This is a genomic window from Streptomyces ortus (assembly GCF_026341275.1).
Lineage (GTDB): Bacteria > Actinomycetota > Actinomycetes > Streptomycetales > Streptomycetaceae > Streptomyces > Streptomyces ortus.
The window spans coordinates 2,438,207-2,463,181 of sequence record NZ_JAIFZO010000002.1 but is presented as its reverse complement, the minus strand read 5'-3'; the positions used below and the strand labels follow the sequence as shown (position 1 = coordinate 2,463,181).

The following is a 24,975-nucleotide window of genomic DNA, read 5'->3' as shown; positions in this document are numbered from 1 at the left end:
ACGGGGGCGGAGCGCAGTCCCGCGAAAGCGTCATGTTCGAGCAAAATACATGCACACACCACGTACTAGGGGGCTGTGCCCCAGGACCCCTGTCGCGCTCACGCGCTCGTCCTCAAACGCCGGACGGGCTGAAATGCTTCAGCCCGTCCGGCGTTTGAGGACCGGGGGTTCGGGGCGGAGCCCCTGAGAACGGGCTGGGGCGAGGAACGCCGAAGGGGCCTCCCGCACCACGGATGGCGGGAGGCCCCTTCGGAGCAAGCGGGTGGACGGTGACCGGAGGTCAGGAGGCCTTGGCCTTCTCCTCCGTCTTCGCCGCCTTCGCCGGAACAGCGGCAGCCGCAACCGCCGGCGCCGGCTTCGCCGCCTCGTAGAACTCCTCGCGAGGAGTCTCCATCGCTCCGAGCGAGACGACCTCACGCTTCAGGAACACGGCCAGCGTCCAGTCCGCGAAGACGCGGATCTTCCGGTTCCAGGTCGGCATGGCCAGCCCGTGGTACCCACGGTGCATGTACCAGGCCAGTCGGCCCTTGAGCTTGATCTTCATCTTGCCCACGACGATGAACGCGACGCCCTTGTGCAGCCCGAGACCGGCGACCGCACCCTTGTTGGCGTGGCTGTACTCCTTCTGCGGGAAGCCCCGCATACCGGAGATCACGTTGTCGCCGAGGACCCGCGCCTGACGCAGCGCGTGCTGGGCGTTCGGCGGGCACCAGGCGTTCTCGTTGCCCGCCTTGCGGCCGACGAGGTCGGGCACCTGGGCGTTGTCGCCCGCGGACCAGATGTAGTCCGTGCCGCGCACCTGGAGGGTGGTGCCGGTGTCCACGTGACCACGGGGGCCGAGCGGCAGGCCGAAGCGGGAGAGCACCGGGTTGGGCTTGACGCCGGCCGTCCACACGATCGTGCTGGAGTCGACTTCGAGGCCGTTCTTCAGGACCACGTGGCCGTCGACGCAGGAGTCCATGGAGGTGGAGAGGTAGACCTCGACCCCACGTCCTTCGAGGTGCTCCTTGCCGTACTGGCCGAGCTTGGGGCCGACCTCGGGAAGGATCTTGTCCGCGGCGTCGACGAGGATGAAGCGCATGTCCTCGCGGGAGACGTTGCTGTAGTACTTCGCGGCGTCCCTGGCCATGTCCTCGACCTCGCCGATGGTCTCCGCGCCTGCGAAGCCACCGCCGACGAAGACGAAGGTCAGCGCCTTGCGGCGGACGTCCTCGTCGGTCGTGGAGTCGGCCTTGTCGAGCTGCTCGAGGACGTGGTTGCGCAGGCCGATGGCCTCCTCGATGCCCTTCATGCCGATGCCCTGCTCGGCGAGGCCGGGGATCGGGAAGGTGCGGGAGACCGCGCCCATCGCGATGACGAGGTAGTCGAAGGGCAGCTCGTACGCCTCGCCCACGAGGGGGGCGATCGTGGCGACCTTGCGGTCCTGGTCGATGGTCGTGACCCGGCCGGTGAGGACTTCCGCCTTGGGCAGCACGCGTCGCAGCGGGACGACGACGTGCCGAGGCGAAATGCTGCCTGCGGCTGCTTCGGGGAGGAAGGGCTGGTAGGTCATGTACGACCGGGGGTCGACGACCGTGACGGTCGCCTCGCCGTAGCGCATCTTCTTGAGGATGCGCCGAGCTGCGTACAGGCCTACGTACCCACCGCCTACTACGAGGATCCTGGGACGCTCCGTGGTGCTCATGCCATCGAGTATCCACCTGTCACAGGGGGGTCGCTCGTGCGCCCCTTCACAAGCTTCTTCACACCCTCTGCTACACTGCGCGGCCCACGTGACCCAGGTCATGTTCCAGCAGGGGAACCAGCGCACGTCGCGACCCGTTGTCAATGCCGCCTGAGCTGCCACTCCGGCTCATTCACACTCCTGGACCAGCCGACCCGTTCACATGATCGCAGCCTTCACGAAACAGCCTGTTGATCATGGATTGAGCGCTGTCGGGAGCCGCGCGGTACCCGGAGGGAGTAAAACCTCCCTCAACAGGACCGATTCTCTTGTGAAGAACTTCACGAAGTTTTCCGCAGGGCTGTCGGCGCCGTCGTTTCCAGGCCCTCGCCAGGCCCCTCAAGTGCGCTCATCCGGTGCCGGACCTGCTCAGCCGAGGCCGCCGACGTGGGGGCGAGCGGGGCCTCGACGCGGGCCCGGTTCAGGCCACGGACCACGCGATGCCGTCGAGGATGTCGTGCTCGCTCACGACGACCTCCCGGGCGCCGGTCCGCTCCATGATCGCGAGGAGTACGAGGGCGCCGGCGCCGATGACGTCGACGCGCCCCGGATGCATCGAGGGGATCGCCGCCCGCTCGGCGTGCGTGGCCGCGAGCAGCCGCCCGGTGATCTCACGGACCTTGTCCAGGGAGACCCGGGAGTGGTGGATGGCCTCGGAGTCGTACTCCGGAAGCTCCAGGGCGATCGCCGCGACGGTGGTGACGGAGCCGGCCAGTCCGACGAGCGTGCGGGCCTCCCGCAGGGGCACGGACTCCTCGGCGAGGTCGAGGGCCGCCTCGATGTCGGCGCGGATCGCCCGGATCTGCTCCTCGGTCGGCGGGTCGGTGACCACGCCGTCCCGGACGAGGTGCCGTTCCGTCATCCGTACACAGCCGATGTCCACCGAGCGGGCGCCCCGCACGTGGTCGTCCCCGACGACGAACTCGGTGGAGCCGCCGCCGATGTCCACCACGAGATAGGGCTTGGCCAGGTCGTCACGGCCCGCCAGCTCCTTCGTGGCGCCCGTGAACGAGAACTCGGCCTCCTGGTCGCCGGAGATGACCTCGGGCTCCACGCCCAGGATGTCGAGGACCCCGCGGACGAACTCGTCGCGGTTCTCGGCGTCGCGGGAGGCCGAGGTGGCCACGAAGCGCAGGCGCTCGGCGCCGTGCTCCTTGATGACCTCGGCGTACTCGCGGCAGGCCGCGAAGGTGCGGTCCAGGGCCTCCGGGGCGAGGCGGCCCGTGCGGTCGACGTCCTGTCCGAGGCGGACGATCGTCATGCGGCGGTCCAGGTCGACGAGTTCGCCGGTGTCGGGGTGCGCGTCCGCGACGAGGAGGCGGATGGAGTTGGTGCCGCAGTCGACGGCGGCGACGCGAGTCATTGTGGTGAGATCTCCTGTTGCAGTCGTTCGTCCCGCTCAGGGGCTCCGCCCCCGAACCCCCGATTGCGCAGTTCCCCGCGCCCCTGAAGGCAAAGGATTGCGCCGTTCCCCGCGCCCCTAAAAGGCAAGAGATTGCGCCGTTCCCCGCGCCCCTGAAAGGCAAAAGATTGCGCCGTTCCCCGCGCCCCCGAAAACAACAGACTGCGCCGTTCCCCGCGCCCTCAAGAGGGGCTGCGCCCCGGTTCACCCCGCCGTAGGCACGACGCACGCGCCCTTGCGCCACCATTCCGGGAGCATCTCGATCGCCTCGTCGCCCAGGGGGTTCACCCCCGGGCCCGCGGCCAGCGAGTGCGCGACCAGGACGTGCAGGCACTTCACCCGGTCCGGCATCCCGCCCGCGCTCGGAAACCCTTCGAGCACCTCGATGGAGTCCCGCCGCGCGATGTAGTCCTCGTGCGCGGCCCGGTACGCCTTCGCCAGCTCGGGGTCCGTGGCGAGACGGTCCGTCATCTCCTTCATGACGCCGTTCGCCTCCAGCGTGCCGATGGCGGAGGCCGCACGCGGGCACGTCAGGTAGTACGTGGTCGGGAACGGCGTCCCGTCGGGAAGCCGGGGAGCCGTCTCGACGACGTCCGGCTGTCCGCACGGACAGCGGTGCGCGATCGCGCGCAGCCCGCGCGGTGGCCGACCGAGCTGCTGCTTGAAGGCCTCGACGTCGGCGTCGGTGGGCTCGGTGCGCCCGGTGGGCGGCGGGGGCGTTTGCATGCCTTGGCTCTGTGTCCTTCTGGTTCAGCTGGTTCGGTTCACTGGTCGGAGGCGTCGGCCTTGTCGACGCCGTCCCAGACGTTGGCGTACCAGGCCCGGTCGGCGGCCGTCCGGTCCGTACGCGTCTTCTTCGCCGCGTCGGGGTCGATCACGATGAAGCCGGTCTCGCCCGGCATCACGTAGTGCAGCCGTTCCCGGATGCGCTGCTCGGCGTACGCGTCGTCCTGCCAGCGCGCCTTCAGGTCGCGCAGCTCCTCGACGCGCTCACGGGCCTGCTCGCGCTCACGCTGCAGGTCGGCGACCTCGGCACGCTGGGAGACGTACTGCCTTATGGGATAGGCGAGGGCCACGACGAGCGAGCAGAGCACGAGGGCGAGCAGCGCCGCACGGCCGGTCAGCCGCGAGCGGCGCGCCTGGCGTTTGGTCTGGGAGCGGTAGACACGGGCGGCGGTCTGCTCACCGAGCGCCCGCAGCCTGGTCGCGGTGGAGAACCGGTCACGGTCCTTCACAGCCATCTGTCCCGCCTCCCCGATACGTACGTACGTCCCCGCACACGGTACGGGACCGCGTACGGGGACGTACGTACGACGCTGCCTACGAGGGCGTCAGCCCTTGAAGCGGGGGAAGGCCGAGCGGCCGGCGTACACCGCGGCGTCGTCGAGGATCTCCTCGATGCGCAGCAGCTGGTTGTACTTGGCGACGCGGTCCGAGCGGGCCGGGGCGCCGGTCTTGATCTGGCCGCAGTTCACGGCGACCGCGAGGTCGGCGATGGTGACGTCCTCGGTCTCGCCGGAGCGGTGGGACATCATGCACTTGAAGCCGTTGCGCTGGGCCATCTCGACGGCGTCCAGGGTCTCGGTCAGCGAACCGATCTGGTTGACCTTGACCAGCAGGGCGTTGGCGGAGCCCTCCTCGATGCCGCGGGCGAGGCGCTCGGGGTTGGTGACGAAGAGGTCGTCGCCGACGATCTGGACCTTGGAGCCCAGCTTCTCGGTGATGACGTTCCAGCCGGCCCAGTCGTCCTCGTACAGCGGGTCCTCGATGGAGACCAGCGGGTACGCGGAGACGAGCTCCTCGTAGTACTCGGTCATCTCGGCGGCCGAGCGGGACTTGCCCTCGAACTCGTACTTGCCGTCCTTGTAGAACTCGGACGCGGCGACGTCGAGCGCGAGCGCGACCTGCTCACCGGGGGTGTAGCCGGCTTCCTTGATGGCTTCGACGATGAGGTCGAGGGCCTCGCGGTTGGAGCCGAGGTTCGGGGCGAAGCCGCCCTCGTCGCCGAGGCCGGTGGACAGACCGCGGCTCTTCAGGACCTTCTTGAGGGTGTGGTAGACCTCGGCGCCCCAGCGCACGGCCTCGGAGAAGGACTCCGCGCCGATCGGGGCGATCATGAACTCCTGGATGTCGACGTTCGAGTCGGCGTGCGACCCGCCGTTCAGGATGTTCATCATCGGGACGGGCAGCAGGTGCGCGTTCGGTCCGCCCAGGTAGCGGAAGAGCGGCAGGTCGCTGGCCTCGGAGGCGGCGTGCGCGACGGCGAGGGAGACGCCGAGGATGGCGTTGGCGCCGAGCGAGCCCTTGTTGTCGGTGGCGTCCAGGTCGATCATCGCCTGGTCGATGAGGCGCTGCTCGGTGGCGTCGTAGCCGACGAGCTCCGGGCCGATCTGCTCGATGACGGCGAGGACGGCCTTCTCGACACCCTTGCCGAGGTAGCGGTTGGGGTCTCCGTCACGGAGCTCGACTGCTTCGAAGGCACCGGTGGAGGCACCGGACGGGACGGCGGCACGACCCGTGCTGCCGTCGTCGAGGCCGACCTCGACCTCGACCGTGGGGTTGCCTCGGGAGTCCAGGATTTCCCGGGCTACGACGACGTCGATGGACGGCACGAGCATCTCCTTCTGGGATGTGACACAAGCTGTGCCGGGCCGGAGGCCCGGTTGCGCGCAGGCCGTGGTGGCCCCGCGGGATGAGCCTAACCGGCTGCCGGGGATCGGCCAGCCCTCGACCGCCCCCTGGACAGAAACCGAGAGGAAATTGTTTCCGAACGGAACAAAGACACGGGCAGAAAGAACAGCCGGAAAGAACAGCCAGCGAGAACAGGCAACCAGAACAGGCAGAGAGAGCAGACACAAAAAAACCCGCTCCGGTGCGTACGGGGGAACACGCACCGGAGCGGGGAGCCCGTGGGGGACGGGGGTGACCCTCACGAGGCCTCCACTATGAAGGACACGGACGTGAGAGCGCTGTGGTTCAGTCGCGATCCGGATGCGGGCCGGACGTCCGGTCGGGGCCGAGCGGCCAGTGCCCCGACCGGATGCGCCGCCGCGCAGCCGCCGTACAGCCGTCGCGCGACCGCTGTCAGCTGAGGTGCAGCTGCTGACCGGGGAAGATGAAGTCGGCGTCGTCGACGATGTCGTCGTTCAGCTTGTAGAGCTTCGCCCAGCCGCCCTTGACGTTCTTCTTGTCGGCGATCTCGCTCAGGGTGTCGCCCTTGACGACCTTGTACTCGCCGTCGCCCTTCTTGACCTTCTTGCCGGTCGGGGTCTCGACGGTCTTCTTCGCCGCCGGACGCTCCTGCGAACGCGAGGCGCGCTCCTCGGAGGACTGCGAGTTCTGCTGCTGCTGCGGCTGCGAGGTGCTCTGGTTGGAGCTGTCGGAGCCCGACGGGGCGCTGGAGCCACCGGTCGAGGCGCCGGAGAGGCCCACGCCACAGCTCGGCCAGGCACCCTTGCCCTGGCTCGCGAGAACCTTCTCGGCAACGGCTATCTGCTGGGACTTGGACGCCTGGTCGGCGGTGGAGGCGTACGAGCTGCCGCCGTACGCGGCCCAGGTGGAGGCCGAGAACTGCAGGCCGCCGTAGTAGCCGTTGCCGGTGTTGATCGACCAGTTGCCGCCGGACTCGCACTGGGCGACGGTGTCCCACTCGGAGGTGGTGGCGGCGGAGGCTCCCGTGGCGCCCATCAGCGGGACGGCGACGGCGGCGGTGGTGACACCGGCGAGCGTGGCGATGCGGGTGGCCTTGGACGGGCGACGGTGCTTGCCCTTGTTCGAAAGCAGCATGAAGTAGATCCCCTCACCGACGCCTGCGAGGTGAGCTGTCGGGTTCGGGCCGAGTGAGTTGCCCGGCCGCGTGACACTGCTGTCACGCGGCTTAACCCCAAGCCGTGCCCGGCCATGTCGACCGGGTCCGGCACTTACCTGGGTCCCCCGCTCCTGCCTACGGCGCTTTACGCGACGACTGTTCCCGTACGGCCGTTGGCAGGATTCGGCGTGCGACCGTCGGGGCTCACCAATGGCGAGCGGTCACGACCGTAGACACGGGCCGCGCCGAATTTCAAAGACGATCAGGGGTGTTGAGATCCATGTCTCAATTCGCCAAATCGGACATTCAGCGCGAACTACCGCTGCTTTTCGCCCGATTCGGCGCCTTGATCACTACTTGCTCGGCGCCGCTCAGCCGTCGACCGCGAGGCGCTGACCGGGGATGATGAAGTCCGGGTCGGCGCCGATGCTGTCCTTGTTCTCGGCGTAGAGCTCGCTCCATCCGCCGTCGACGCCAAGGGAGTCGGCGATGCTGGACAGACTGTCCCCGGAACGGACCGCGTACGAGCCCTCGTCGGCGAGGACGCGCGAGGTGCTGTCGCTGCGCGAGGCGTGCCGGCCGGCGTAGTCGTCGGCGCGGGGCGCCATGTCGACCTCTTCGGCACTGCCGCCCCGGTGACGGCCGGAACTGTCCGCGGCCGTGTCGTCCGAAGCCTCGTCGTTCTGGTACGACTTGTCCGAGTCGTCACCCTTCGCCTTGCCGCCCGCGGACGAACTGTCCGAGCCCTGCGACTCCGAGGCGGACTTGTCGTCGGCCTTCGAATCGCCGTCCTGGGACAAGTCGGACTTCGCGCTCTCGCTCCCCTTGGCCGCGTCCGCGTCGGCCGACGGGCTCGCGGAGTCCTCGGCGAGGCCGGTGTCGACGTCGGCGGAGTCGGAGTCCTGCGTCAGGCCGGCGACGAGACCACAGGTCACCCAGGCGCTCGTCCCCTGGGCCGCGAGGATCTTCTCGGCGACGGCTATCTGCTGCGAACGGCTGGCCTGGTCGGCGCTCGGCGCGTAGTCGAGGCCGCCGTTCTGCTCCCAGGTCTCCTGGCTCATCTGGAGGCCGCCGTAGAGCCCGTTGCCGGTGTCGGCGCTCCAGGAGCCACCGCTCTCGCACTCGGCGACCGCGTCCCAGGTCGTACCGCTGGCGGCACTCGCGCCGCTCGCGCCGAGCAGGGGGATCGCGATGGCCGATCCGGCCACGCCGGCGGCGACGAGGAGCGCCGGAGCCTGGCGGGGGCGACGATGACGGCCGTTCCCGGAGAGCATGCGATTGCCTTTCGCGTGACAGCAAGGAATGCGCACGGCGCACAGCGCGAAAGCCGTGCTCGTGGCTGCTGCGACGGGCGGGCCTGCCGCATTGATGGGTGAAGGTAGCGGCACTCGAACTCTTGTCACAAGTCGATGCAGCGTAGATAACGTGAAGATCACAGAGTTGACGGAGTCTCACCTTCCGTCGGCTTCGGTGCTACGACCGCGACGCGTCCGCCACTACTTCGGTCAAGACGTCGCGACCGGGGTGAACTCCACCGGAAGCGTGCGCAACCCCCGCATGATGAGCCCGCCGCGCCACCTCAAATCAGCCGAATCTCCCGCGAGTTGCAGGTCGGGCAGCCGGGTCAGCAGCGTCGCCAGTGCCGTCTGCCCCTCCAGCCGGGCGAGGGGCGCGCCGAGGCAGTAGTGGATGCCGTGCCCGTAACCGAGGTGTTGGTTGTCACGGCGGGAGAGGTCGAGCGTGTCCGGATGCTGGAACCGCTCGGGATCGCGGTCGGCCGCCGCGAGCACGACGAGGACGGGGTCACCGGCGGCGATGTCCTGCCCGCCGACGCTGAGCGGTTCGGTCGCGAACCGCCAGGTGGCCAGCTCCACGGGCCCGTCGTAGCGGAGCAGTTCCTCGACGCCGGTCGCGAGCAGGTCCGTGCGGCCGGCCGCCAGGGAGTCCTGCAGCCGCCGCCGCTCTCCGGGGTGGGTGAGCAGGGCGTAGGTGCCGTTCCCGATGAGGTTCACGGTCGTCTCGAAACCGGCGAACAGGAGGATGAAGGCCATCGCCGCGGCCTCGTTCTCGCTGAGGTGCTCGCCGTGGTCGGAGGCCCGGATGAGACCGGAGATCAGGTCCTCGCCCGGGGCGGGCACGTCCGTCAGTTCCTGGCGCTTGCGGTGGATCAGCTCGGCGAGGTAGCCGCGCATCTTCTTGACCGACCGGGCGACGCCGCCCCTGGGGCCGCCCCCGTGCCGGATCATCATCCCGGCCCAGTCACGGAAGTCGTCCTGGTCCTCGCGCGGGACACCGAGGAGATCGCAGATGGCGTAGATGGGGAGCGGGAAGGCGAAGTCGTGGATGAGGTCCGCCTCCCCCTTCCCGGCGAACTCGTCGATCAGCTGGTCGGTCAACTCCTGCACCCGGGAGCCGAATTCGGCCACCCGCCGGGGCGTGAACGCCTTGCTGACGAGCCGCCGCAGCCGGGTGTGGTCCGGCGGGTCGATGTTGAGCAGATGCGTCATCAGCTCGGCCTTGCGCTCGCCCGGGATGCCGGTCTTGCCCTTCGCGTGCGCGGGCTCGTCGTGATGGGCGGGGTTCTTGCTGAGCCGGCCGTCGGCGAGGGCCTGCTTGGCGTCCGCGTAACGGGTGACGAGCCAGGCCTCCACCCCGCTGGGCAGTTTCGTCCGGTGCACGGGAGCGTGCTCGCGGAGCCAGGCGTACGCCGGGTAGGGATCGGTGGCGAACTCCCAGCTGAAGAGTTCGGGGACGGGCTGCCCCGGGGTCGGCGCGGGCGGCTGGGCAGGCGGCTGTACGGGCGGCTGTGCAGGCGTTTCGGTCACTCCGCGACGGTATCGGGAGGGGCGGCGCGAGCTTTCCCGGCGCCCGCCCGGCGCCCTTTCGGCGCGCTTCCGGCGTCCTATCAGCCTCATTCCGCGGACCGCCGGGCACTCCGGCCCGCCCCGGTCGCCTTCGCCTGTCGCCCGCGAATACGGCTTCCTTACGTGCTTCACCCCAGGCTGTCCTGAAATGTCCTCCCCCTTGACTGTCCGGCTCTCCGGCTACCTACATTCACGGGCGTGGACCCCGAAATACTCCGGACCAGTTTCGCGGTCGTCGAAAGGCGGGCCGAGTTCGCGCTCAAGTACTTCTACTCGCATCTGTTCTGGCACCACCCCGATGTCCGCGCCCTGTTCCCGCTGGACTCCCCGGCGGACAAGGAACGCCAGCGGGACCGTCTGTTCACCGCTCTGGCGCTCGTCGTCGCCCGCCTGGAAGAGCCGGGACTCCACGAGTACCTGCGGGTTCTGGGGCGGGACCACCGGAAGTACCTGGCGCGCCCCGAGCACTACACGGCCGTGGGCGACAGTCTGATCGCCGCGTTCGCCGCCGTGTCCGGGTCCGCCTGGAGCGATGAGGTGGCGAAGGCCTGGACCGAGGCGTACGCGCTGATCACGGACGTCATGCTGGAAGGCGCGGGCGAGTCGGAGAGCCAGGGGCAGCCGTCCTGGTGGGACGCCGAGGTCGTCGGCCGCACCGGACTGCCCGGGTGCACCGGGCGCGAGGGCGATCTCGCCGTGCTGACGCTCCGTCCGGACCGGCCTCTCCCCCATCTGCCGGGCCAGTACGTGAGCGTCGGCAGCCCCAGGGTGCCGGGTGTCTGGCGGCCGTACTCCGTCGGCAACGCGCCCCGCGGCGACGGCACCCTCGATCTGCACATCAGCCTCGTCGCGGGCGGCGCGCTGTCGCCCGAACTGGTCCGGCGCACGCGGCGGGGCGATGTGCTGCGGCTGGGCGCGCCGGGTGGCCGGCTCACCCTCCGTGCGCCCGTGGAGCGGCCCCTCACCTTCATCGCGGCGGGTACCGGGTGGGCGCCGGTGAAGGCGCTGCTCGAGCAGTTGGGGCGGGCGCCCTGCGCGTACGACGAGGCGCGGCTGTTCGTGGTGGCCCGCGAGGTCGCGTACCTCTATGACCGGGCCGTGCTCGACGGGTTGCGCACGCGGCTGCCCTGGCTGGACGTCACCGTGCTGACACCCGCGCCGGGGCGCCCGAAGGCCCAGGCCACGGAGCGGCTGCTGACGGCTCTGGGGAACCGGGCGAACTGGGCGCGCCACGATGTGTATCTGGCGGGGCCGCCGGGGTTGGTGGCGGGGATCTCCTCCGTGCTTCCCGGGCTCGGGGCGGAGCCGGGGCGGGTGTTCTTCGACGAACTCCCCTGCACGGGAGTGGGCCGCGAGCGGGGGGTGGGGCCGGGGGCGTGGTTGCTGCGGCGGCCTCGGCCGCGGTAGCCCCCTGGGGGAGGCCGGTGATGAGAGTGCGGGCCGGTCGGGGCTGGCCGCGCAGTTCCCCGCGCCCCTTTGGGGCGCTCTCAGGACTCCGATGCCCGTATGGCGTCCCGGTACGTGCGGGCTGCTGCTCTGAGGGCCGCTTCCGGGTCCACGCCCGATTCCTCGGCCCGGACGGCCAGGGCCAGGAGTTCGTAGCCGATGCCCTCGCCCTGGGGCAGCGGGGCGTCGAGGCCGGCCGTACGCGCGCGGGAGGCCAGCTTGGCGGCCAGCGCCAGGGCGGGCTGGCCGAGCGGAACGCCCTCCGTGACGGACGTCCGCCGCTTCTCCTCGGCCTTGGTGCGCAGCCAGTGCTCCTTGACCTCCTCCGGTGTGGAGGCGGTCTCGTCGCCGAACACATGCGGGTGGCGGTGGATCAGCTTGGTGACAATGCCGGCCGCGACGTCGTCGATGGAGAAGGGCTCCGAACCGTCGTCCGCGCTGCCCTCCTCGGCGATCCGGGAGTGGAAGACGACCTGGAGCAGTACGTCGCCGAGCTCCTCGCGCAGTTCGTCCCGGTCGCCCTCCTCGATGGCCTCGACGAGTTCGTACGCCTCCTCGATGCCGTATTTGGCGAGGCCCTTGTGGGTCTGCTGCGAGGACCAGGGGCATTCGAGGCGGATGCGGTCCATCACCTGGACGAGGTCGAGGAGGCGGGCGCCCGGCAGGTCGTACGAGGCGGGGAGCAGTTCGAGGTCGGGCATCCGCACCCGTCCCGTGCCGGCCAGCCGGGCCAGGCCGTCGGTCAGGCGCGGTTCGCCCTCGCCGGTGGCGACGACGGTGACCGTGCGCCCCCCGGCACAGGCGTCGACCAGCTCCTGGGCGCCGGGCGCGGTCTCCTCTACCTCGATGCCCGCCTCACGCAGGTACGGCAGCTGCGGGTGGGCGCCGTCCGCGCACAGGACGCGGTCGGCGCCGTGCAGCGCCTGCCAGGCGGGCCAGGACAGCAGTCCGGGCGCGACGCGGTGGCTGGTGGTGAGCAGGACGATGCGCCCGGGGCTGGATTCGTTCACCCCCCGAACGTAACCCACGCCACTGACAGTGAAGGGCGAGGGCTTCGGGCGGCGGTCACGCCGGCTTCTGGCTCGCCGCCGTGATGTCGCGCACCCACGGGAGCTTGGCGTCGACGCGGCTGCTCTTCTCGACGTCCCAGCTGCCGTACCGGGGGTTCAGGTCGACGTCCAGCTTCTTGGACGCCTCGGACAGCGCCTTCCAGAAGTCCGGCCGGCTGGTGTCCGTACCGAGGGCGGCGGCGAGCTTCTGGGCCTCGATCTGGACGCGGAGGTTGTCGTCGAGCCGCTCGGGCGGCACTCCGTACTGCTGGAGCCAGCTCACTTCGAGGGCCTTCGCGCCCCCTGCCTGCTGTTCCAGGCCGGTGCGGGCCTCCTGGATCTCCTTGCGGGTGACGCTCACGCCCGCGTCGTCGGCGGCCCGGTGCAGCACCTTGTCGAGGACCATGCCGTGCAGGGTGTCGCGGGTGAGGCCACCGGACTTGGCGATGGCCTGCTCGTACTGCGCCTCGCCCGTGGTGGCGGCCCGCTGTGCGGTCCGTACCTCGTTCACCCGGTTCTCCAGCTGGGAGACCGTGATGCGGTCGTCGCCGACGACGGCCGCGGCACCGGGATGCGCCTCGCTGCCACAGGCGGTCAGGAGGGGGGCCGCGGTGACGAGTGCGGCGGTGAGCAGGAACGCGGTGCGACGGCGGCGGTGCAAGGAAAACCTCCTGTGGGAGATTGTGCGACGGTGCACAAAGTCTTGCAGTGATCGATGTTAGGCAGGGGACCGGCTCTCGGCCACCCATTCGACCCAACGATTCGCCTGGACTTGGGGCACCGCCCGGCGGCACGCGGTTCGGGGACGCGCGAATCAGCCGCGGACCTGCCCGAGCCACTGCAGGGTCCGGCCGATGTCGCTCACCAGCGGGTGGCCGGGGCCCCGGAGCCGTTCGACGTCGTACTGGAGCCGGGCCAGCGTGTCGTGGGCGGCGGCCCGGTCGCCGAGCGCGAGGAGCAGATGCCCGATGCGCCGGCGCACCTCGAAGGAGAGTTCGGCGTCCTGGGCGACGTACTGGTTCTCGTAGTACGGCAGCAGCGCGCGGTATTCGGCGAGCGCCGCCGCCGGTTCGCCGAGCTGTTCGAGGCACTGGGCGGCCTCGTAGCGAAAACGCAGGGACTGCGGGTCGGCCCGGCCCGCCTCGGTGGCCCGTTCGTCGGCGAGGCGGCGCAGTTCGGGCAGGGCGCGGCGGTACTGGCCGTCGTCCATCAGCGTGGCCGCGTACTGCTTGCGCAGGGTGCGCACGACCGGTGAGTGCTCGCCGTGCTGGGCGGCGGCGGCCGGCAGGATCTGGCCGAGGATGTCGACGGCCTGGGTGATGCGGCCCTCGCCGAGGAGCCGTTTGACCTCGTCGACGGCTCCCGCGACATCGGGTTTCTCGACGGCGGGCGCGGCCTGCGGCTGCGCCGCGGGGGTGCGGGCGCGGTCCGGCCAGGGGGCGTGCGGGCGCAGAAAGGGGCGGGTGGGGTCGAGCGGCCCGCCGGACGGGATCCCGCGCGCGGGGAGCAGCGGCAGCAGCTGCTCGTACGTCTCCTGCGCCGAGTCCGGGCGGTGCTGCGGGTCCTTGGAGAGCAGCCGCAGCACGAGGGCTTCGAGCGCCTCGGGCACCTCGGGGCGCAGCCGGCGGACCGGCAGGGGCGGCTCGTAGAGGTGGCGGTGCAGCACGCCGAGGGCGGTCGATCCCGAGAACGGCACGTCCCCGCTGAGGAGTTCGTGCAGCAGCACCCCGAGCGCGTACAGGTCGGTGTACGGGCCGACCGCGCCGCCCATCGCCTGCTCGGGAGCCATGTAGGCGGGCGATCCGATGGGTGAGCCGGTGTGCGTGAGGCGGGTGGTGTCGGTGTCCATCACGGACGCGACGCCGAGGTCGAGGACGGTGACCGTGCCGTCCTGCTTGATCATGACGTTCCGCGGTTTGAGGTCGCGGTGGACGATCGGAACGGCGTGCACGGCGGAGAGCACGGCGCACAGTTGCGCGGCGACCGAGACGGCCCACTGCCAGGGGTAGGGGTCGTGCTCGGCGAGGTGGTCGCCGAGGTCGGCCCCGTCGACGTACTGCATGACGAGGAACAGCTCCTCGCCCTCGCTGCCCGCGTCGTGGACCGTGACCAGGCCGGGGTGGTCGACCTGCGCGGTGACGCGGCACTCGCGCACGAAGCGGCGGCGCAGTTCTTCGGCCTCCTGGCCCGCGACCTTGTCGGGCCGCAGCAGCTTGACGGCGACGCGCCGGTCGAGGCGCTGGTCGTACGCCGTCCACACCTGGCCCATGCCGCCCTGCCCGATGAGCGTGGACAGTTCGTAGCGGCCGGTGATCACCCGTCCCGGCGCCACGGTCATCTGCCGTCCTCGTGCTTGCGGAGGTAGTCACTCAGCTCGTCGAGCTCGGCGCGCACCTGGTCGATACGGGCGGGCGCGGGACGCTGCGGCGGCGGGGTCGGGGTCGGGGCGGAGGACGGGATCGGCGCGGAGGACGGGGGCCGGGGCATCGGGGCCATCTGCGGCACCGGCGTGTGCGGGCCGGTCGCGGCGGCGTACGGCGGCTGGGGCTGCGGCTGCGGCTGCGGCTGCGGCTGCGGCTGCGGATAGCCGTACGCGTGCGCCGGGGACTGTCCGCCGGCGTACGTCCGGTGGGCGTACGCGAGGGCGTGGAAGTGGCGGATCTCCGCCGCCAGGTAGTACGAGATCGCGGGGACGAGGGAGCCCAGGAGCAGGGCCAGGCCTGTCCAGCCACCCGGCGTGTGGATCTCCTCGCCGGGCTCGGTGCCGAGCAGGACGAGACCGAGGGCCTCGGCCGCGAAAAGGGCCACCAGGAGGCCCCAGTCGAGCGATTTGCGGGTCACGAGCGCCAGGCGCAGCAGCATCACCCAGCCGAGCAGGCCGAAGCTGCACACCGAGATCACCACGAAGAGCACGCGCAGGAAGACCAGCAGCCCGGTCGAGGGTGGCGGCTGCGCCTGGCCGTGGCCTTGCATGGTTGCTCCTGGAGGCCTGGTGGGGACGGACGGAGGTGCGGACGTACGACTGCGGAGTCCGAGCGTATAGGCCGACAAGGACAACTGGTCCAGGGTTGTACCGAACCGTTGTCGTGCTGGTCACCGCGTCCGTCCCAGGGGCCTCAGCCGGGCTCGACCGTGCCGTCCGTCAGACCGTCGTACATGCCGCGCACCAACTGTTCCCCGAGGCGTCCCGCGAGCCGCAGGGTCTCCTCGAACTCGGCGAGCGCGCGGAACCGTTCGCCGTAGACGCGCTGCTGTTCCAGGGGCAGCCGGGGCAGTTGGAGGCGGCGTACGTCGAGCCGGGTCGCGGTGGACGCGTAGCTGCTGGCCTGCCGGTTGTTGGCGGTGCCCCGCAGGAAACCGGCGAGGAACCACGGGTCGAGCGCGGCCGGATCGGGCCGCAGCAGCGCGAGGTTGCGGCCGAGGGCGGCGCCCGCGGTCGCCTCGTCGACCACGCGCGCGATGGAGCCGCCGCCGAGCACGGGCACGACGACGTCCCCCGCCTCGGTGAGCACGGCCTCCTCGTCGCTCTCGGGCAACGACCCGGAAGGTGCCGCTCCGGCGAGGACGTCGTGGTCGGTGAGGACGGGCACACGCGCGTGCCCGCCGTTTCCTCCCGTACGCAACCGGAGTGCGCCCCCGCGCGCCAGTTCACCGATCGTGGTGAGCGGCCAGCGGACGGGCGCGCGCGGAGCGGCGGGGGGCGGGGTGAGGCGGTCGGTCAGCCGGAGGCTCTCGCCCAGGCTGTCGCGCACGTCGGCCAGTCGTCCGGCGCCGCCGCCGGCCGCGGAGGGCGGCAGATGGCGGGCCGGGGCCAGGTCGACGTCGTCGTCGAGGAGTTCGATGACCGGCACGCAGCGGCTGAGGCCCGGCTGTTCCGGCACGGTGCCGGTGCGGTCGAAGGGCCGCCAGGCGCCGAGGACGGCGGTGCGCACGGCCTGCCAGTCGAGGCCGCCGCGGCTGTCCGCGGTGAACACGCCCGTGTCGGCGAGCAGCACCTCGGGCTGCGCGCTCCGCGCGGCGACGGCGGGCTTGCGCAGCACCCACAGATGCAGCGGGAGGTTGTACGGGGGTGCCGCGCCCGGCGGCAGGGCGATCACCGCGCGCAGGGCGCCGCGGCGCAGCAGGTCCGCGCGGATGCGGCGGCCGGAACGGCGGGACGCGGCGGCGGGGGGCATCAGGAGGACGGCGACGCCGCCTTCCCTGAGGCGGGCCAACGCGTGCTGCACCCAGGCCAGTTCGGACTCGGTACGGGCCGGGAAGCCGTACTCCCAGCGGGGGTCGTAGGCCAGCTCGTCGTGCCCCCAGTTGCGCTCGTTGAACGGCGGGTGGCACACGACTGCGTCGGCCCGCAGGCTCGCGTACGCGTCCTCGCGCAGGGTGTCGGCCGCGGCCGTGCGGACGACGGCGCGGGTGTGCAGGGCGAGGCGCAGTGCCGTCAGGGCCGCCAGCTCGGGTGCGCTGTCCTGGCCGTTGAGGTGCTGCTCCTCGGTGGCGGGTGTACCCGGTGCGGTGGCCACCGCACGCAGCAGGGCGCCGGTGCCGCAGGCCGGGTCGAGGACGGTGGTGGCCGGTCCTGCGAGGTCGGCCATCAGGGCGGCGAGGCCGGGCGGTGTGAGCGTGTACTGGCGGGGGTTCGCGTCGAGGTGCCTGCCGAGCAGGAACTCGTACGCCTTGCGCGCGTCCAGTTCGGCGGCGAGTTCGGCCGCGGCGCGCAACAGGGGGGCGGACGGCCGCAGTCGGTCGGCGGCCGGTGTGGCGACGGCCCGTTTGCGGATCGCGCCGAAGCGCGGGGTGAGGACCTGGTCGAGGGGCGTCGGCAGCAGCTCGGCGAGCCGGGCGTCGGAGCCGGCGCTCACCTCCAGCCAGACCGTGGGCCGGTCGTGGACGAGCAGCAGGACGCAGCCGACGTGGATCAGGGCCGTGACGGGGCCCTGCGGGTGTCCGGCGACCTGCTGCCAGACGCGCTCGCGCAGGGGGACCTCGGCCAGCTTGCCCTGGGCGCGCAGCCAGTCCTCGATCTCGGTGAGCGCGAAGGAGGGGCTGGTCTCGGTGCCGCCGACGGGCTTGGGGAAGTCGGCGTGGCGGCGGCGCCAGTTGCTGACGGCGGCGCGGCCGACTCCGGCGAGCCGGGCGATCCCGGCGGCGGTGACCTCTGTCCCGTTCTCCTGCACCCGCTCGGCTCCCCTCGTGCGCTGTGTGGTGTCCGTCCGGCGCGTGAAGCCCGTCCGGCGTGTGACGCCGATCATAGCCACGTGGGCAAGCCCTACCCATTCACGCCCGTGTACATGGCCGTCGTTGTGAACCGTGTTGACTCGGTTCACAAGCTCTGCTGTGATTGACCAATCGGATGAACGACCGCCGGGTGAAAGCGGTCGTCAACCTCTGGGGAGGGGACTGTCATGGGCGCCAAGGGAAAGATCGCGCTGGGTGTGGTCGTGAGCGTCGTCGTCATCGGCGCGGTGTCGGCGAACTCGGGTGACGGGGACGGCGGTTCCGGGAGCGACAAGGGCTCCTCGGCCTCCGTCGGGCGCGACACGGGCAGGAAGGCCGGGGGCGCCGCCGACGCGGACGCGGACACGAAGAGCGACACCAAGGCCGGCAAGGCGGCGGGGGCCGAGAAGAAGACGGCGTTCGAGGGGGACGGCGACTTCCAGGTCGGCACCGACGTGCGGTCCGGCACCTACCGGACCACCGGCAACGCCGACGCCCTCTGCTACTGGGAGCGCGCCAAGGACGCCTCGGGCGAGATGGACTCGATCATCGCCAACGACAACGTCAGCGGCACCAGCTACGTGACCGTCCTGAAGAGCGACAAGCTCTTCAAGTCGAGCGGCTGCAATGACTGGGAGGGCGTGGACGCGAAGGCGTCCGGCACCCCGGCCACGCTGATCAAGGGCGACGGCGGGATGCACAGAGTGGGCGCCGACATCGCCCCCGGCACCTACCGGTCCACGGGCAACACGGACGACCTCTGCTACTGGGAGCGGACCAAGGACGCCTCCCACTCGATGGAGTCGATCATCGCGAACGACAACGTGTCCGGCTCGGCCGTCGTGACCGTCGCCGCCGGGGACGCGTACTTCAAGACCTCGGGCTGCAAGGACTGGAAGAAGACGGGCTGACACCCCTCGCCCGCCCCGTCCCCCATCACCGGCCCCTCCCCCACCACCGCTCCATCCCGACTTCGAAGGAAACCGTCATGCGTCGCACCGCACTCGCCGCTCTCTGCCTCGCCGCCGCGGCCACCGCCTCGCTCACCGGCTGCCTGCCCGGCGAGGACAAGGCCGACAGCAAGCCGAAGGGCCCGTTCGCCGGGCTGACCGGCGGCCAGATCGCCGACCGGGCCGTGAAGGCCACCTCGAACGCCTCGTCGCTGCGCATGAAGGGCGACATCCGGGACGACGACGGCAGCCGCACGGACCTGGACATGGCCCTCGACAAGAAGGGCCGGTGCGCCGGCACGATGAGCGCCGACGGCCAGGGCGAGGCCCAGCTCGTGATGACCGGCGACACCCTCTACATGAAGTACGACGAGAAGTTCCTCCGCGCCCAGGACGAGGACGCGCCGAAGGAGGAGACCGACCAGGTGGTGGCCATGCTGGCGGGCAAGTGGACCAAGATGTCCGCGAAGGGCTCGGACGCCAAGGACATCGCCGGGTTCTGCGACCTCGACACCGTCCTCGCGGACTTCGAGGACGTCAGCTCCGATGCCACCCGCGGCAGGACAACCACGGTCGACGGCACCCCGGCGATCATCCTGCGCGAGAAGGACGGCAAGGACACGTACACGCTGTCCGTCGCCACCGAGGGCAAGCCCTATCTGCTGAAGGTCGTCAGCAGGTCCGCCAAGGACCCGGGCACGGTCACCTTCAGCGACTTCGACGCACCGGTCCCGGCCGAGACCCCCAAGGGCAAGATCCTCGACCTGGACGAGCTGGGCGGCTGACGGGCGACGCGAGATCCCGGCGACGCGAGATCCCGGCGAGGCGCGCTCACAAGGGGGGCGCCTCGCCGGCGGGGGCTCCTCGCCGGGGTGCGCCTCAAAGCGCGTGCCGCACCCACACGTTGGGCTCGACGTACACCGCGTACCCGCGCGACGGCTCGCAGTGCACCGGCACCAGCGCGCCGGGCACCTCGACCTGGCCCTCCTTGTCGAACGGCAGCCCCGTCCACTCCCGCCACTCGTCCAGCGACGCGGCGACGGTCATCGACGCCGGTGCCACCGTCTCGATGCGCCCGCCCGCCCGGACGTGCACCCGCAGCCACGGGTCGTGCGGCAGCCCGTCCTCACGCGTCCGGAACGCGTACTCCTCCATCACCGCCCACGGCTCCACATGCTTCGCGCTCGGCCGCACCGGCGCGACGACCTCGCCGAATCCCTTGGCCCGGGCGTTGTCGCGCATCGCGGAGAGCATCCGCGCCGACAGGCCGGTGCCCTGGGCATGCGGGGCGACGACGATCGAGATGGCGCTCACGGTGTCGGGTGCGACGCCCCGGCGCAGATCCCCGAACGCCCCCGCCAGCACCTCGTCCCAGCCCCGGGACGGCAACGCGCCCGGCCCTTCGGCCCCGTCCGGCCCTTCGTCGCCGAGGGCGAACGGCACGCTGTAGGCGTGCGCGACCACCTCGCCGCTCCCGTCCTCGGCGAACAGCACGTACTCCGGCAGTTCCACGGCGATCCGGCCGTAGTGCGCGTTGCCGACGAGGTCGTTGCGGATGAACTCGGGCCAGGTGTCGGCCATCCCCGTCACCGCGTCGTACATCTCCGGACGCTCGGCGAGGCTCGCGATTGTCAGCACCATGCCGGACACGGTAGGCACCGAACCGGCGTTGCCGAAACGGGTTTTCCGGCACGGAGCCGCCTGGCACGAGCCCCGCCCGGAGACCTGCCGGAACGCCTCCGTCAGTCGGTGTGGAACCGGCTCCGTCAGTCGGCGTGGAACCGGCTCGGCGCCTGCGTCGACGTACCGCCCGTGGGGAGCTTCTGCCCCGGGCAGGCGGACAGCACCTTCTTCATCGCGGCCTTCTCCGCCTCGGTGACCCACAGCTCGTACTTCTTCTTCACGGCCACCTGCCCGGCCACGTACGTGCAGCGGTACGCCTTGTGCGGCGGGAGCCAGGTCGCGGTGTCGCCGTCCCCCTTGCTGCGGTTGCGCCCGGCGTCGACGGCGAGGAGGTTCAACGGATCGTTGGCCAGAGCTATCCGCTTACTGGGGTCCCATTTCCCGGCGCCCTTCTGCCAGGCGTCCGACAGGGCGACGAGATGGTCTATGTCGACCTCGCTGCGCCCGCCGCGCACGAAGGTGACGTCCTTGTCGGTGTACGGGTCGGGATCGAGCGTCCCCGACTTCACGCTGCAGTCGCCGTCGCTGAACTTCACCTCCTTCAGGTCCCGTTTGAGGATGTCGTCGCGGGTGTCGCAGCCGTTCGAGTCGGTGTCGGCCCAGGCGGTGCCGAACTTGTCCCGGTCGTACCCCGTCTTGGGTGCCCTGCCCTTGACGGTCAGTGAGTCGACCGCGGTGAGGGCGGCTCCGCCCGCGCCGGCCGGCTGCTGGGGGCCGGCGGCACCGGTCGTCTCCGCGGTGCAGCCGGTCGCGGCGACCAGCAGGGCCGCGGCGCCTGCGGTCCTGGTCCAGAACGTCACGGGCGCTCCTTCTTCCTACGTGCCCTGCCCGCCCCGAGGGAGCGGTCTTCCGTCATCTCACCGTACTGGTCCGGGGATTGGGAGAGAACGGCGCGAAAGGTACTTATGGTGTCCTTGATGGGCAAGTGGCGCGCACCGGCGCACCAAGGGTGGTGAGACACCCTCGGCCCCCGACGAGGCACCCCCGACTCCCGGGCTCCCGGGCTCCCGGGCTCCCGGGCTCCCGGGGACCGGCTGTCCAGGATCGCGCCCCTCACACCTCCCCGACCGGAACCGCACGCCCCCCCTACGAGCCTTACGAGCCCAGGATCGAAGCGAGGAACTCCCCCGTCCAGCCCAGCAGTTCCCGGCCGACCAGTGGCTTGCCGCCGACCTTCGCCGTCTTCGGGCGCGGGACCAGGAGCTGGTGGGCGGACGGCTTGATGACGGTGCCCGGGTACAGGCGCTGGAGCCGTAGTTCCTGCGACTCCCGCAACTCCGCCGGTGCGAAGCGGATGTTGTTGCCCTGCAGGACGACCTCGCCGACCCCGCACGCGCGCGCGAGCATCCGCAGTCCGGCCACCAGAAGCAGGTTCTCCACCGGCTCGGGCAGCTTCCCGTAACGGTCGACGAGTTCCTCGCGTACGGCCTTGATGTCGTCCTCGGAGTTGACCGAGGCGATCGCGCGGTAGGCCTGCAGGCGCAGCCGCTCGCCCGGCGCGTAGTCGTGCGGGACGTGTGCGTCGACCGGGAGCTCGATCTTGACCTCCAGGGGCGCCTCCTCCACCACGCCGCCGTCCATGGAGGCGCGGTAGTCCGCGACCGCCTCGCCCACCATGCGTACGTACAGGTCGAAGCCGACTCCGGCGATGTGGCCCGACTGCTCGCCGCCCAGCAGGTTTCCGGCGCCGCGGATCTCCAGGTCCTTCATGGCCACGTACATGCCCGCGCCCATCTCCGTGTGCTGGGCGATGGTCGCGAGGCGTTCGTGGGCCGTCTCCGTGAGCGGCTTCTCCGGCGGGTAGAGGAAGTAGGCGTAACCGCGCTCGCGGCCACGGCCCACCCGGCCGCGCAGCTGGTGCAGTTGCGAGAGGCCGAAGTTGTCGCCGCGCTCGACGATGAGCGTGTTCGCGTTCGAGATGTCGATGCCCGACTCGACGATGGTCGTGGAGACGAGGACGTCGAACTTCTTCTCCCAGAAGTCGACGACGACCTGCTCCAGGGCCTGTTCGGTCATCTGGCCGTGGGCCGTCGCGATCCGCGCCTCCGGCACGATCTCGCGCAGCCGGGCCGCGGCCCGGTCGATCGACTCGACGCGGTTGTGGATGTAGAAGACCTGGCCCTCCCGCAGCAGCTCCCTGCGGACCGCCGCGCCGATCTGCTTCTCCTCGTAGGGGCCGACGAAGGTCAGGACCGGGTGCCGCTCCTCCGGCGGGGTGGTGATCGTGGACATCTCGCGGATGCCCGTCACCGCCATCTCCAGGGTGCGCGGGATCGGGGTCGCGGACATGGTCAGGACGTCCACGTTCGCGCGCAGCTTCTTCAGCTGCTCCTTGTGCTCGACGCCGAAGCGCTGTTCCTCGTCGACGATGACGAGGCCCAGGTCCTTGAACTTCGTCTCCGCGGAGAACAGGCGGTGGGTGCCGATGACGACGTCCACCGAGCCCTCCCGCAGCCCCTCCAGGGTCGCCTTCGACTCCGTGTCGGACTGGAAGCGCGACAGGGCCCGTACGTTGACGGGGAACTGCGAGTAGCGCTCGCCGAACGTCCCGAAGTGCTGCTGCACCAGCAGGGTCGTGGGCACCAGGACGGCGACCTGCTTGCCGTCCTGGACCGCCTTGAAGGCCGCGCGGACCGCGATCTCCGTCTTGCCGTAACCGACGTCGCCGCAGATCAGCCGGTCCATCGGGACCGTCTTCTCCATGTCGTCCTTGACCTCGGCGATGGTGGTCAGCTGGTCGGGCGTCTCGGTGTAGGGGAACGCGTCCTCCAGCTCGCGCTGCCACGGCGTGTCGGCGCCGAAGGCGTGCCCGGGGGCGGCCATCCGGGCCGAGTACAGCCTGATCAGGTCCGCCGCGATCTCCTTGACGGCCTTCTTGGCGCGCGCCTTGGTCTTCGTCCAGTCGGCGCCGCCGAGGCGGTGCATGGTCGGGGCCTCGCCGCCGACGTACTTGGTGATCTGTTCCAGCTGGTCCGTGGGGATGTACAGCCGGTCGCCCGGCTGGCCGCGCTTGGCCGGCGCGTACTCGACGACCAGGTACTCGCGGGTCGCGCCCTGCACGGTCCGCTGGACCATCTCGATGTAGCGGCCGACGCCGTGCTGCTCGTGGACGATGTAGTCGCCCGTCTCCAGCGTCAGCGGGTCGATGCTCTTCCTGCGGCGGGCCGGCATCCGGGCGCCGTCCTTGCCGGCCGCCTTCTGCCCGGTGAGGTCGGTCTCGGTGAGCACGGCGAGTCTGAGCGCCGGGTCGACGAACCCGTAGTCGATCGAGCCGCACGACACCTGCACGACCGAGGGGGCCAGCGCGCCGAGGTCCGACTCCAGGCGGGCCGCGATGCCCTCGCCGCCGAGCACCTCGACCGTACGGGCCGCCGGGCCGTGCGCCTCGGTGACGAACACCGTGCGCCAGCCGTCCGCGAGCCAGCCCTTGGTGTCCGCGAGGGCCTTCGCGGTGTCGCCGCGGTAGGTCTCGGGCGCGTGCATTCCGAGCTTCAGCGTGTCCGCGTCACCGGCGGCGGGGTCCGCGAAGGTCTCCGTCAGTGCTTCGTCCGCCGCGAACTGCGAGACCGACCACCACATCATGTCCAGCTCGCGCGCCCGCTCCCGGACGTCCGCGATGGACCACAGGGACGCCGCGTCCACGTCGATGGGGGCCTCGCCGCCGCCCGCGGTCGCCGCCCAGGACGCCTGCAGGAACTCCTGCGAGGTCGCCACCAGGTCCGCCGCACGCGTGCGCACCCGCTCGGGGTCGCAGACGAGGGCCATGGAGCCCTTGGGCAGGACGTCGATCAGCAGCTCCATGTCGTCGACGAGGACCGGAGCGAGGGATTCCATGCCCTCGACCGCGATGCCCTCGGCGATCTTGCCGAGCAGCTCGCCCAGCTCGGGGTGGGCCTCCGCCAGCGCCGCCGCCTTGGCGCGTACGTCGTCGGTGAGCAGCAGCTCGCGGCAGGGCGGCGCCCACAGGCCGTGCTCGGCGACTTCGAGGGACCGCTGGTCGGCGACCTTGAAGTAGCGGATCTCCTCGACGTCGTCGCCCCAGAACTCCACGCGCAGCGGATGCTCCTCGGTGGGCGGGAAGACGTCCAGGATCCCGCCGCGTACGGCGAACTCGCCGCGCTTCTCCACCAGCTCCACCCGGGCGTACGCCGCTGCCGCCAGGCCCTTCACGATGTCGCCGAGGTCGGCGCTCTGGCCGGTCCGCAGGGCGACGGGCTCCAGGTCGCCCAGGCCCTTGACCTGGGGCTGGAGGACCGAGCGCACGGGGGCGACCACCACGGAGACGGGGCCGGTCTCCGGGTCGTCGGGGCGGGGGTGGGCGAGCCTGCGCAGGACGGCGATCCTGCGGCCGACCGTGTCGCTGCGGGGGGAGAGCCGCTCGTGCGGCAGCGTCTCCCAGGACGGGTACTCGACGACGGTGTCGGCGGGCAGCAGGGAGCGCAGCGCCGCCGCCAGGTCCTCGGCCTCGCGGCCGGTGGCGGTGACCGCGAGGACCGTGCGGCCGGCCTCCCTGGCCAGGGCCGCCACCGCGAAGGGCCTGGCGGCGGGGGGGCCGACCAGGTCCACGTGCATGCGGTTGCCGTCGCCGGCGGCCTTCACCGCTTCGGTGAGGGCGGCGTCCTTGACGACGGCGTCGAGCAGACCGTGCAGGCTCATGAAGGGTTTCCGTCCGAGGAGCTGCCCAGGGGGGGAGGAAGGGTGGAGGAGGGGGATGGAGGCGGAGCAGCGCAGGGTCGCCGACGTCTTGCAGGCCGGGGGTGTCCAGGGTACGACGCCTTGGTCCTTGCCGCCCGCGCCTGTGGACAGCGGACCCTTCCACGCCCCCGCCGCCCCTGCCCT

At 71.1% G+C, this 24,975-nt stretch carries 19 protein-coding genes and 1 riboswitch; of the genes, 3 read left to right on the top strand and 16 right to left on the bottom strand.

What is annotated here, in order from left to right; all coding sequences use genetic code 11:
- Nucleotides 1-280 precede the first annotated feature (280 nt).
- The 8 genes from K3769_RS14130 to K3769_RS14095 all read right to left on the bottom strand — a co-directional run bounded on the left by K3769_RS14130 (nt 281) and on the right by K3769_RS14095 (nt 9,758).
- Nucleotides 281-1,684 carry an NAD(P)/FAD-dependent oxidoreductase gene (locus tag K3769_RS14130; protein ID WP_267026785.1) on the bottom strand — a complete coding sequence of 468 codons (1,404 nt, stop codon included), beginning with the start codon at nt 1,682-1,684 and terminating at the stop codon, nt 281-283.
- Between the two features lie 460 nt (nt 1,685-2,144).
- A complete protein-coding gene (locus K3769_RS14125; RefSeq protein WP_267026784.1) occupies nt 2,145-3,086 on the bottom strand; it encodes a Ppx/GppA phosphatase family protein in 942 nt (313 codons plus the stop codon).
- Nucleotides 3,087-3,329: 243 nt separating this feature from the next.
- On the bottom strand, nt 3,330-3,851 hold the full coding sequence (locus K3769_RS14120; RefSeq protein WP_267026783.1) for a DUF501 domain-containing protein: 522 nt from the start codon (nt 3,849-3,851) through the stop codon (nt 3,330-3,332).
- A gap of 38 nt (nt 3,852-3,889) precedes the next feature.
- Nucleotides 3,890-4,366 carry an FtsB family cell division protein gene (locus K3769_RS14115; RefSeq protein ID WP_210880832.1) on the bottom strand — a complete coding sequence of 159 codons (477 nt, stop codon included), beginning with the start codon at nt 4,364-4,366 and terminating at the stop codon, nt 3,890-3,892.
- Nucleotides 4,367-4,456: 90 nt separating this feature from the next.
- Nucleotides 4,457-5,743 carry a phosphopyruvate hydratase gene (eno, locus tag K3769_RS14110; protein ID WP_189769778.1) on the bottom strand — a complete coding sequence of 429 codons (1,287 nt, stop codon included), beginning with the start codon at nt 5,741-5,743 and terminating at the stop codon, nt 4,457-4,459.
- A 466-nt stretch (nt 5,744-6,209) separates the two neighbouring features.
- A complete protein-coding gene (locus tag K3769_RS14105) occupies nt 6,210-6,911 on the bottom strand; it encodes a LysM peptidoglycan-binding domain-containing protein (RefSeq protein WP_267026782.1) in 702 nt (233 codons plus the stop codon).
- A gap of 5 nt (nt 6,912-6,916) precedes the next feature.
- Nucleotides 6,917-7,086: riboswitch (cyclic di-AMP (ydaO/yuaA leader) on the bottom strand.
- Nucleotides 7,087-7,304: 218 nt separating this feature from the next.
- Complete coding sequence (locus K3769_RS14100) at nt 7,305-8,207, bottom strand: LysM peptidoglycan-binding domain-containing protein (RefSeq protein ID WP_267026781.1); 903 nt, start codon at nt 8,205-8,207, stop codon at nt 7,305-7,307.
- A gap of 231 nt (nt 8,208-8,438) precedes the next feature.
- A complete protein-coding gene (locus K3769_RS14095; RefSeq protein ID WP_267026780.1) occupies nt 8,439-9,758 on the bottom strand; it encodes a cytochrome P450 family protein in 1,320 nt (439 codons plus the stop codon).
- A gap of 237 nt (nt 9,759-9,995) precedes the next feature.
- Here K3769_RS14095 and K3769_RS14090 point away from each other — a divergent pair, with 237 nt between their 5' ends.
- On the top strand, nt 9,996-11,204 hold the full coding sequence (locus K3769_RS14090) for a globin domain-containing protein (RefSeq protein ID WP_267026779.1): 1,209 nt from the start codon (nt 9,996-9,998) through the stop codon (nt 11,202-11,204).
- An 80-nt stretch (nt 11,205-11,284) separates the two neighbouring features.
- Here the strand turns inward: K3769_RS14090 and K3769_RS14085 are convergent, their stop codons facing one another.
- The 5 genes from K3769_RS14085 to K3769_RS14065 all read right to left on the bottom strand — a co-directional run bounded on the left by K3769_RS14085 (nt 11,285) and on the right by K3769_RS14065 (nt 17,463).
- Nucleotides 11,285-12,271 carry a nucleoside triphosphate pyrophosphohydrolase gene (locus K3769_RS14085; RefSeq protein WP_372514936.1) on the bottom strand — a complete coding sequence of 329 codons (987 nt, stop codon included), beginning with the start codon at nt 12,269-12,271 and terminating at the stop codon, nt 11,285-11,287.
- Between the two features lie 37 nt (nt 12,272-12,308).
- Nucleotides 12,309-12,953 carry a SurA N-terminal domain-containing protein gene (locus K3769_RS14080; RefSeq protein WP_267026777.1) on the bottom strand — a complete coding sequence of 215 codons (645 nt, stop codon included), beginning with the start codon at nt 12,951-12,953 and terminating at the stop codon, nt 12,309-12,311.
- Nucleotides 12,954-13,106: 153 nt separating this feature from the next.
- On the bottom strand, nt 13,107-14,630 hold the full coding sequence (locus K3769_RS14075) for a serine/threonine-protein kinase (RefSeq protein WP_267026776.1): 1,524 nt from the start codon (nt 14,628-14,630) through the stop codon (nt 13,107-13,109).
- Complete coding sequence (locus K3769_RS14070) at nt 14,627-15,265, bottom strand: hypothetical protein (protein ID WP_267026775.1); 639 nt, start codon at nt 15,263-15,265, stop codon at nt 14,627-14,629. The genes K3769_RS14075 and K3769_RS14070 overlap by 4 nt, the downstream gene beginning before the upstream one ends.
- Nucleotides 15,266-15,408: 143 nt before the next feature.
- The gene (locus K3769_RS14065; RefSeq protein WP_267026774.1) at nt 15,409-17,463 is read right to left on the bottom strand and encodes an N-6 DNA methylase; all 2,055 of its coding nucleotides are present in this window, start codon (nt 17,461-17,463) and stop codon (nt 15,409-15,411) included.
- Between the two features lie 228 nt (nt 17,464-17,691).
- Here K3769_RS14065 and K3769_RS14060 point away from each other — a divergent pair, with 228 nt between their 5' ends.
- The gene (locus K3769_RS14060) at nt 17,692-18,414 is read left to right on the top strand and encodes an Rv1352/Rv1906c domain-containing protein (RefSeq protein WP_267026773.1); all 723 of its coding nucleotides are present in this window, start codon (nt 17,692-17,694) and stop codon (nt 18,412-18,414) included.
- A 77-nt stretch (nt 18,415-18,491) separates the two neighbouring features.
- Nucleotides 18,492-19,238, top strand: a complete 747-nt coding sequence (locus K3769_RS14055; protein ID WP_267026772.1) for a hypothetical protein — start codon at nt 18,492-18,494, stop codon at nt 19,236-19,238.
- 94 nt (nt 19,239-19,332) lie between these two features.
- Here K3769_RS14055 and K3769_RS14050 read toward each other — a convergent pair whose 3' ends face one another.
- From K3769_RS14050 to mfd, 3 genes are all read right to left on the bottom strand, one after another.
- Nucleotides 19,333-20,094 carry a GNAT family N-acetyltransferase gene (locus tag K3769_RS14050; RefSeq protein WP_267026771.1) on the bottom strand — a complete coding sequence of 254 codons (762 nt, stop codon included), beginning with the start codon at nt 20,092-20,094 and terminating at the stop codon, nt 19,333-19,335.
- Nucleotides 20,095-20,219: 125 nt separating this feature from the next.
- Nucleotides 20,220-20,936, bottom strand: coding sequence for an HNH endonuclease family protein (locus K3769_RS14045; RefSeq protein WP_267026770.1), 717 nt, complete (start codon nt 20,934-20,936; stop codon nt 20,220-20,222).
- A gap of 295 nt (nt 20,937-21,231) precedes the next feature.
- A complete protein-coding gene (mfd, locus tag K3769_RS14040) occupies nt 21,232-24,792 on the bottom strand; it encodes a transcription-repair coupling factor (protein ID WP_267026769.1) in 3,561 nt (1,186 codons plus the stop codon).
- Nucleotides 24,793-24,975: the final 183 nt, after the last annotated feature.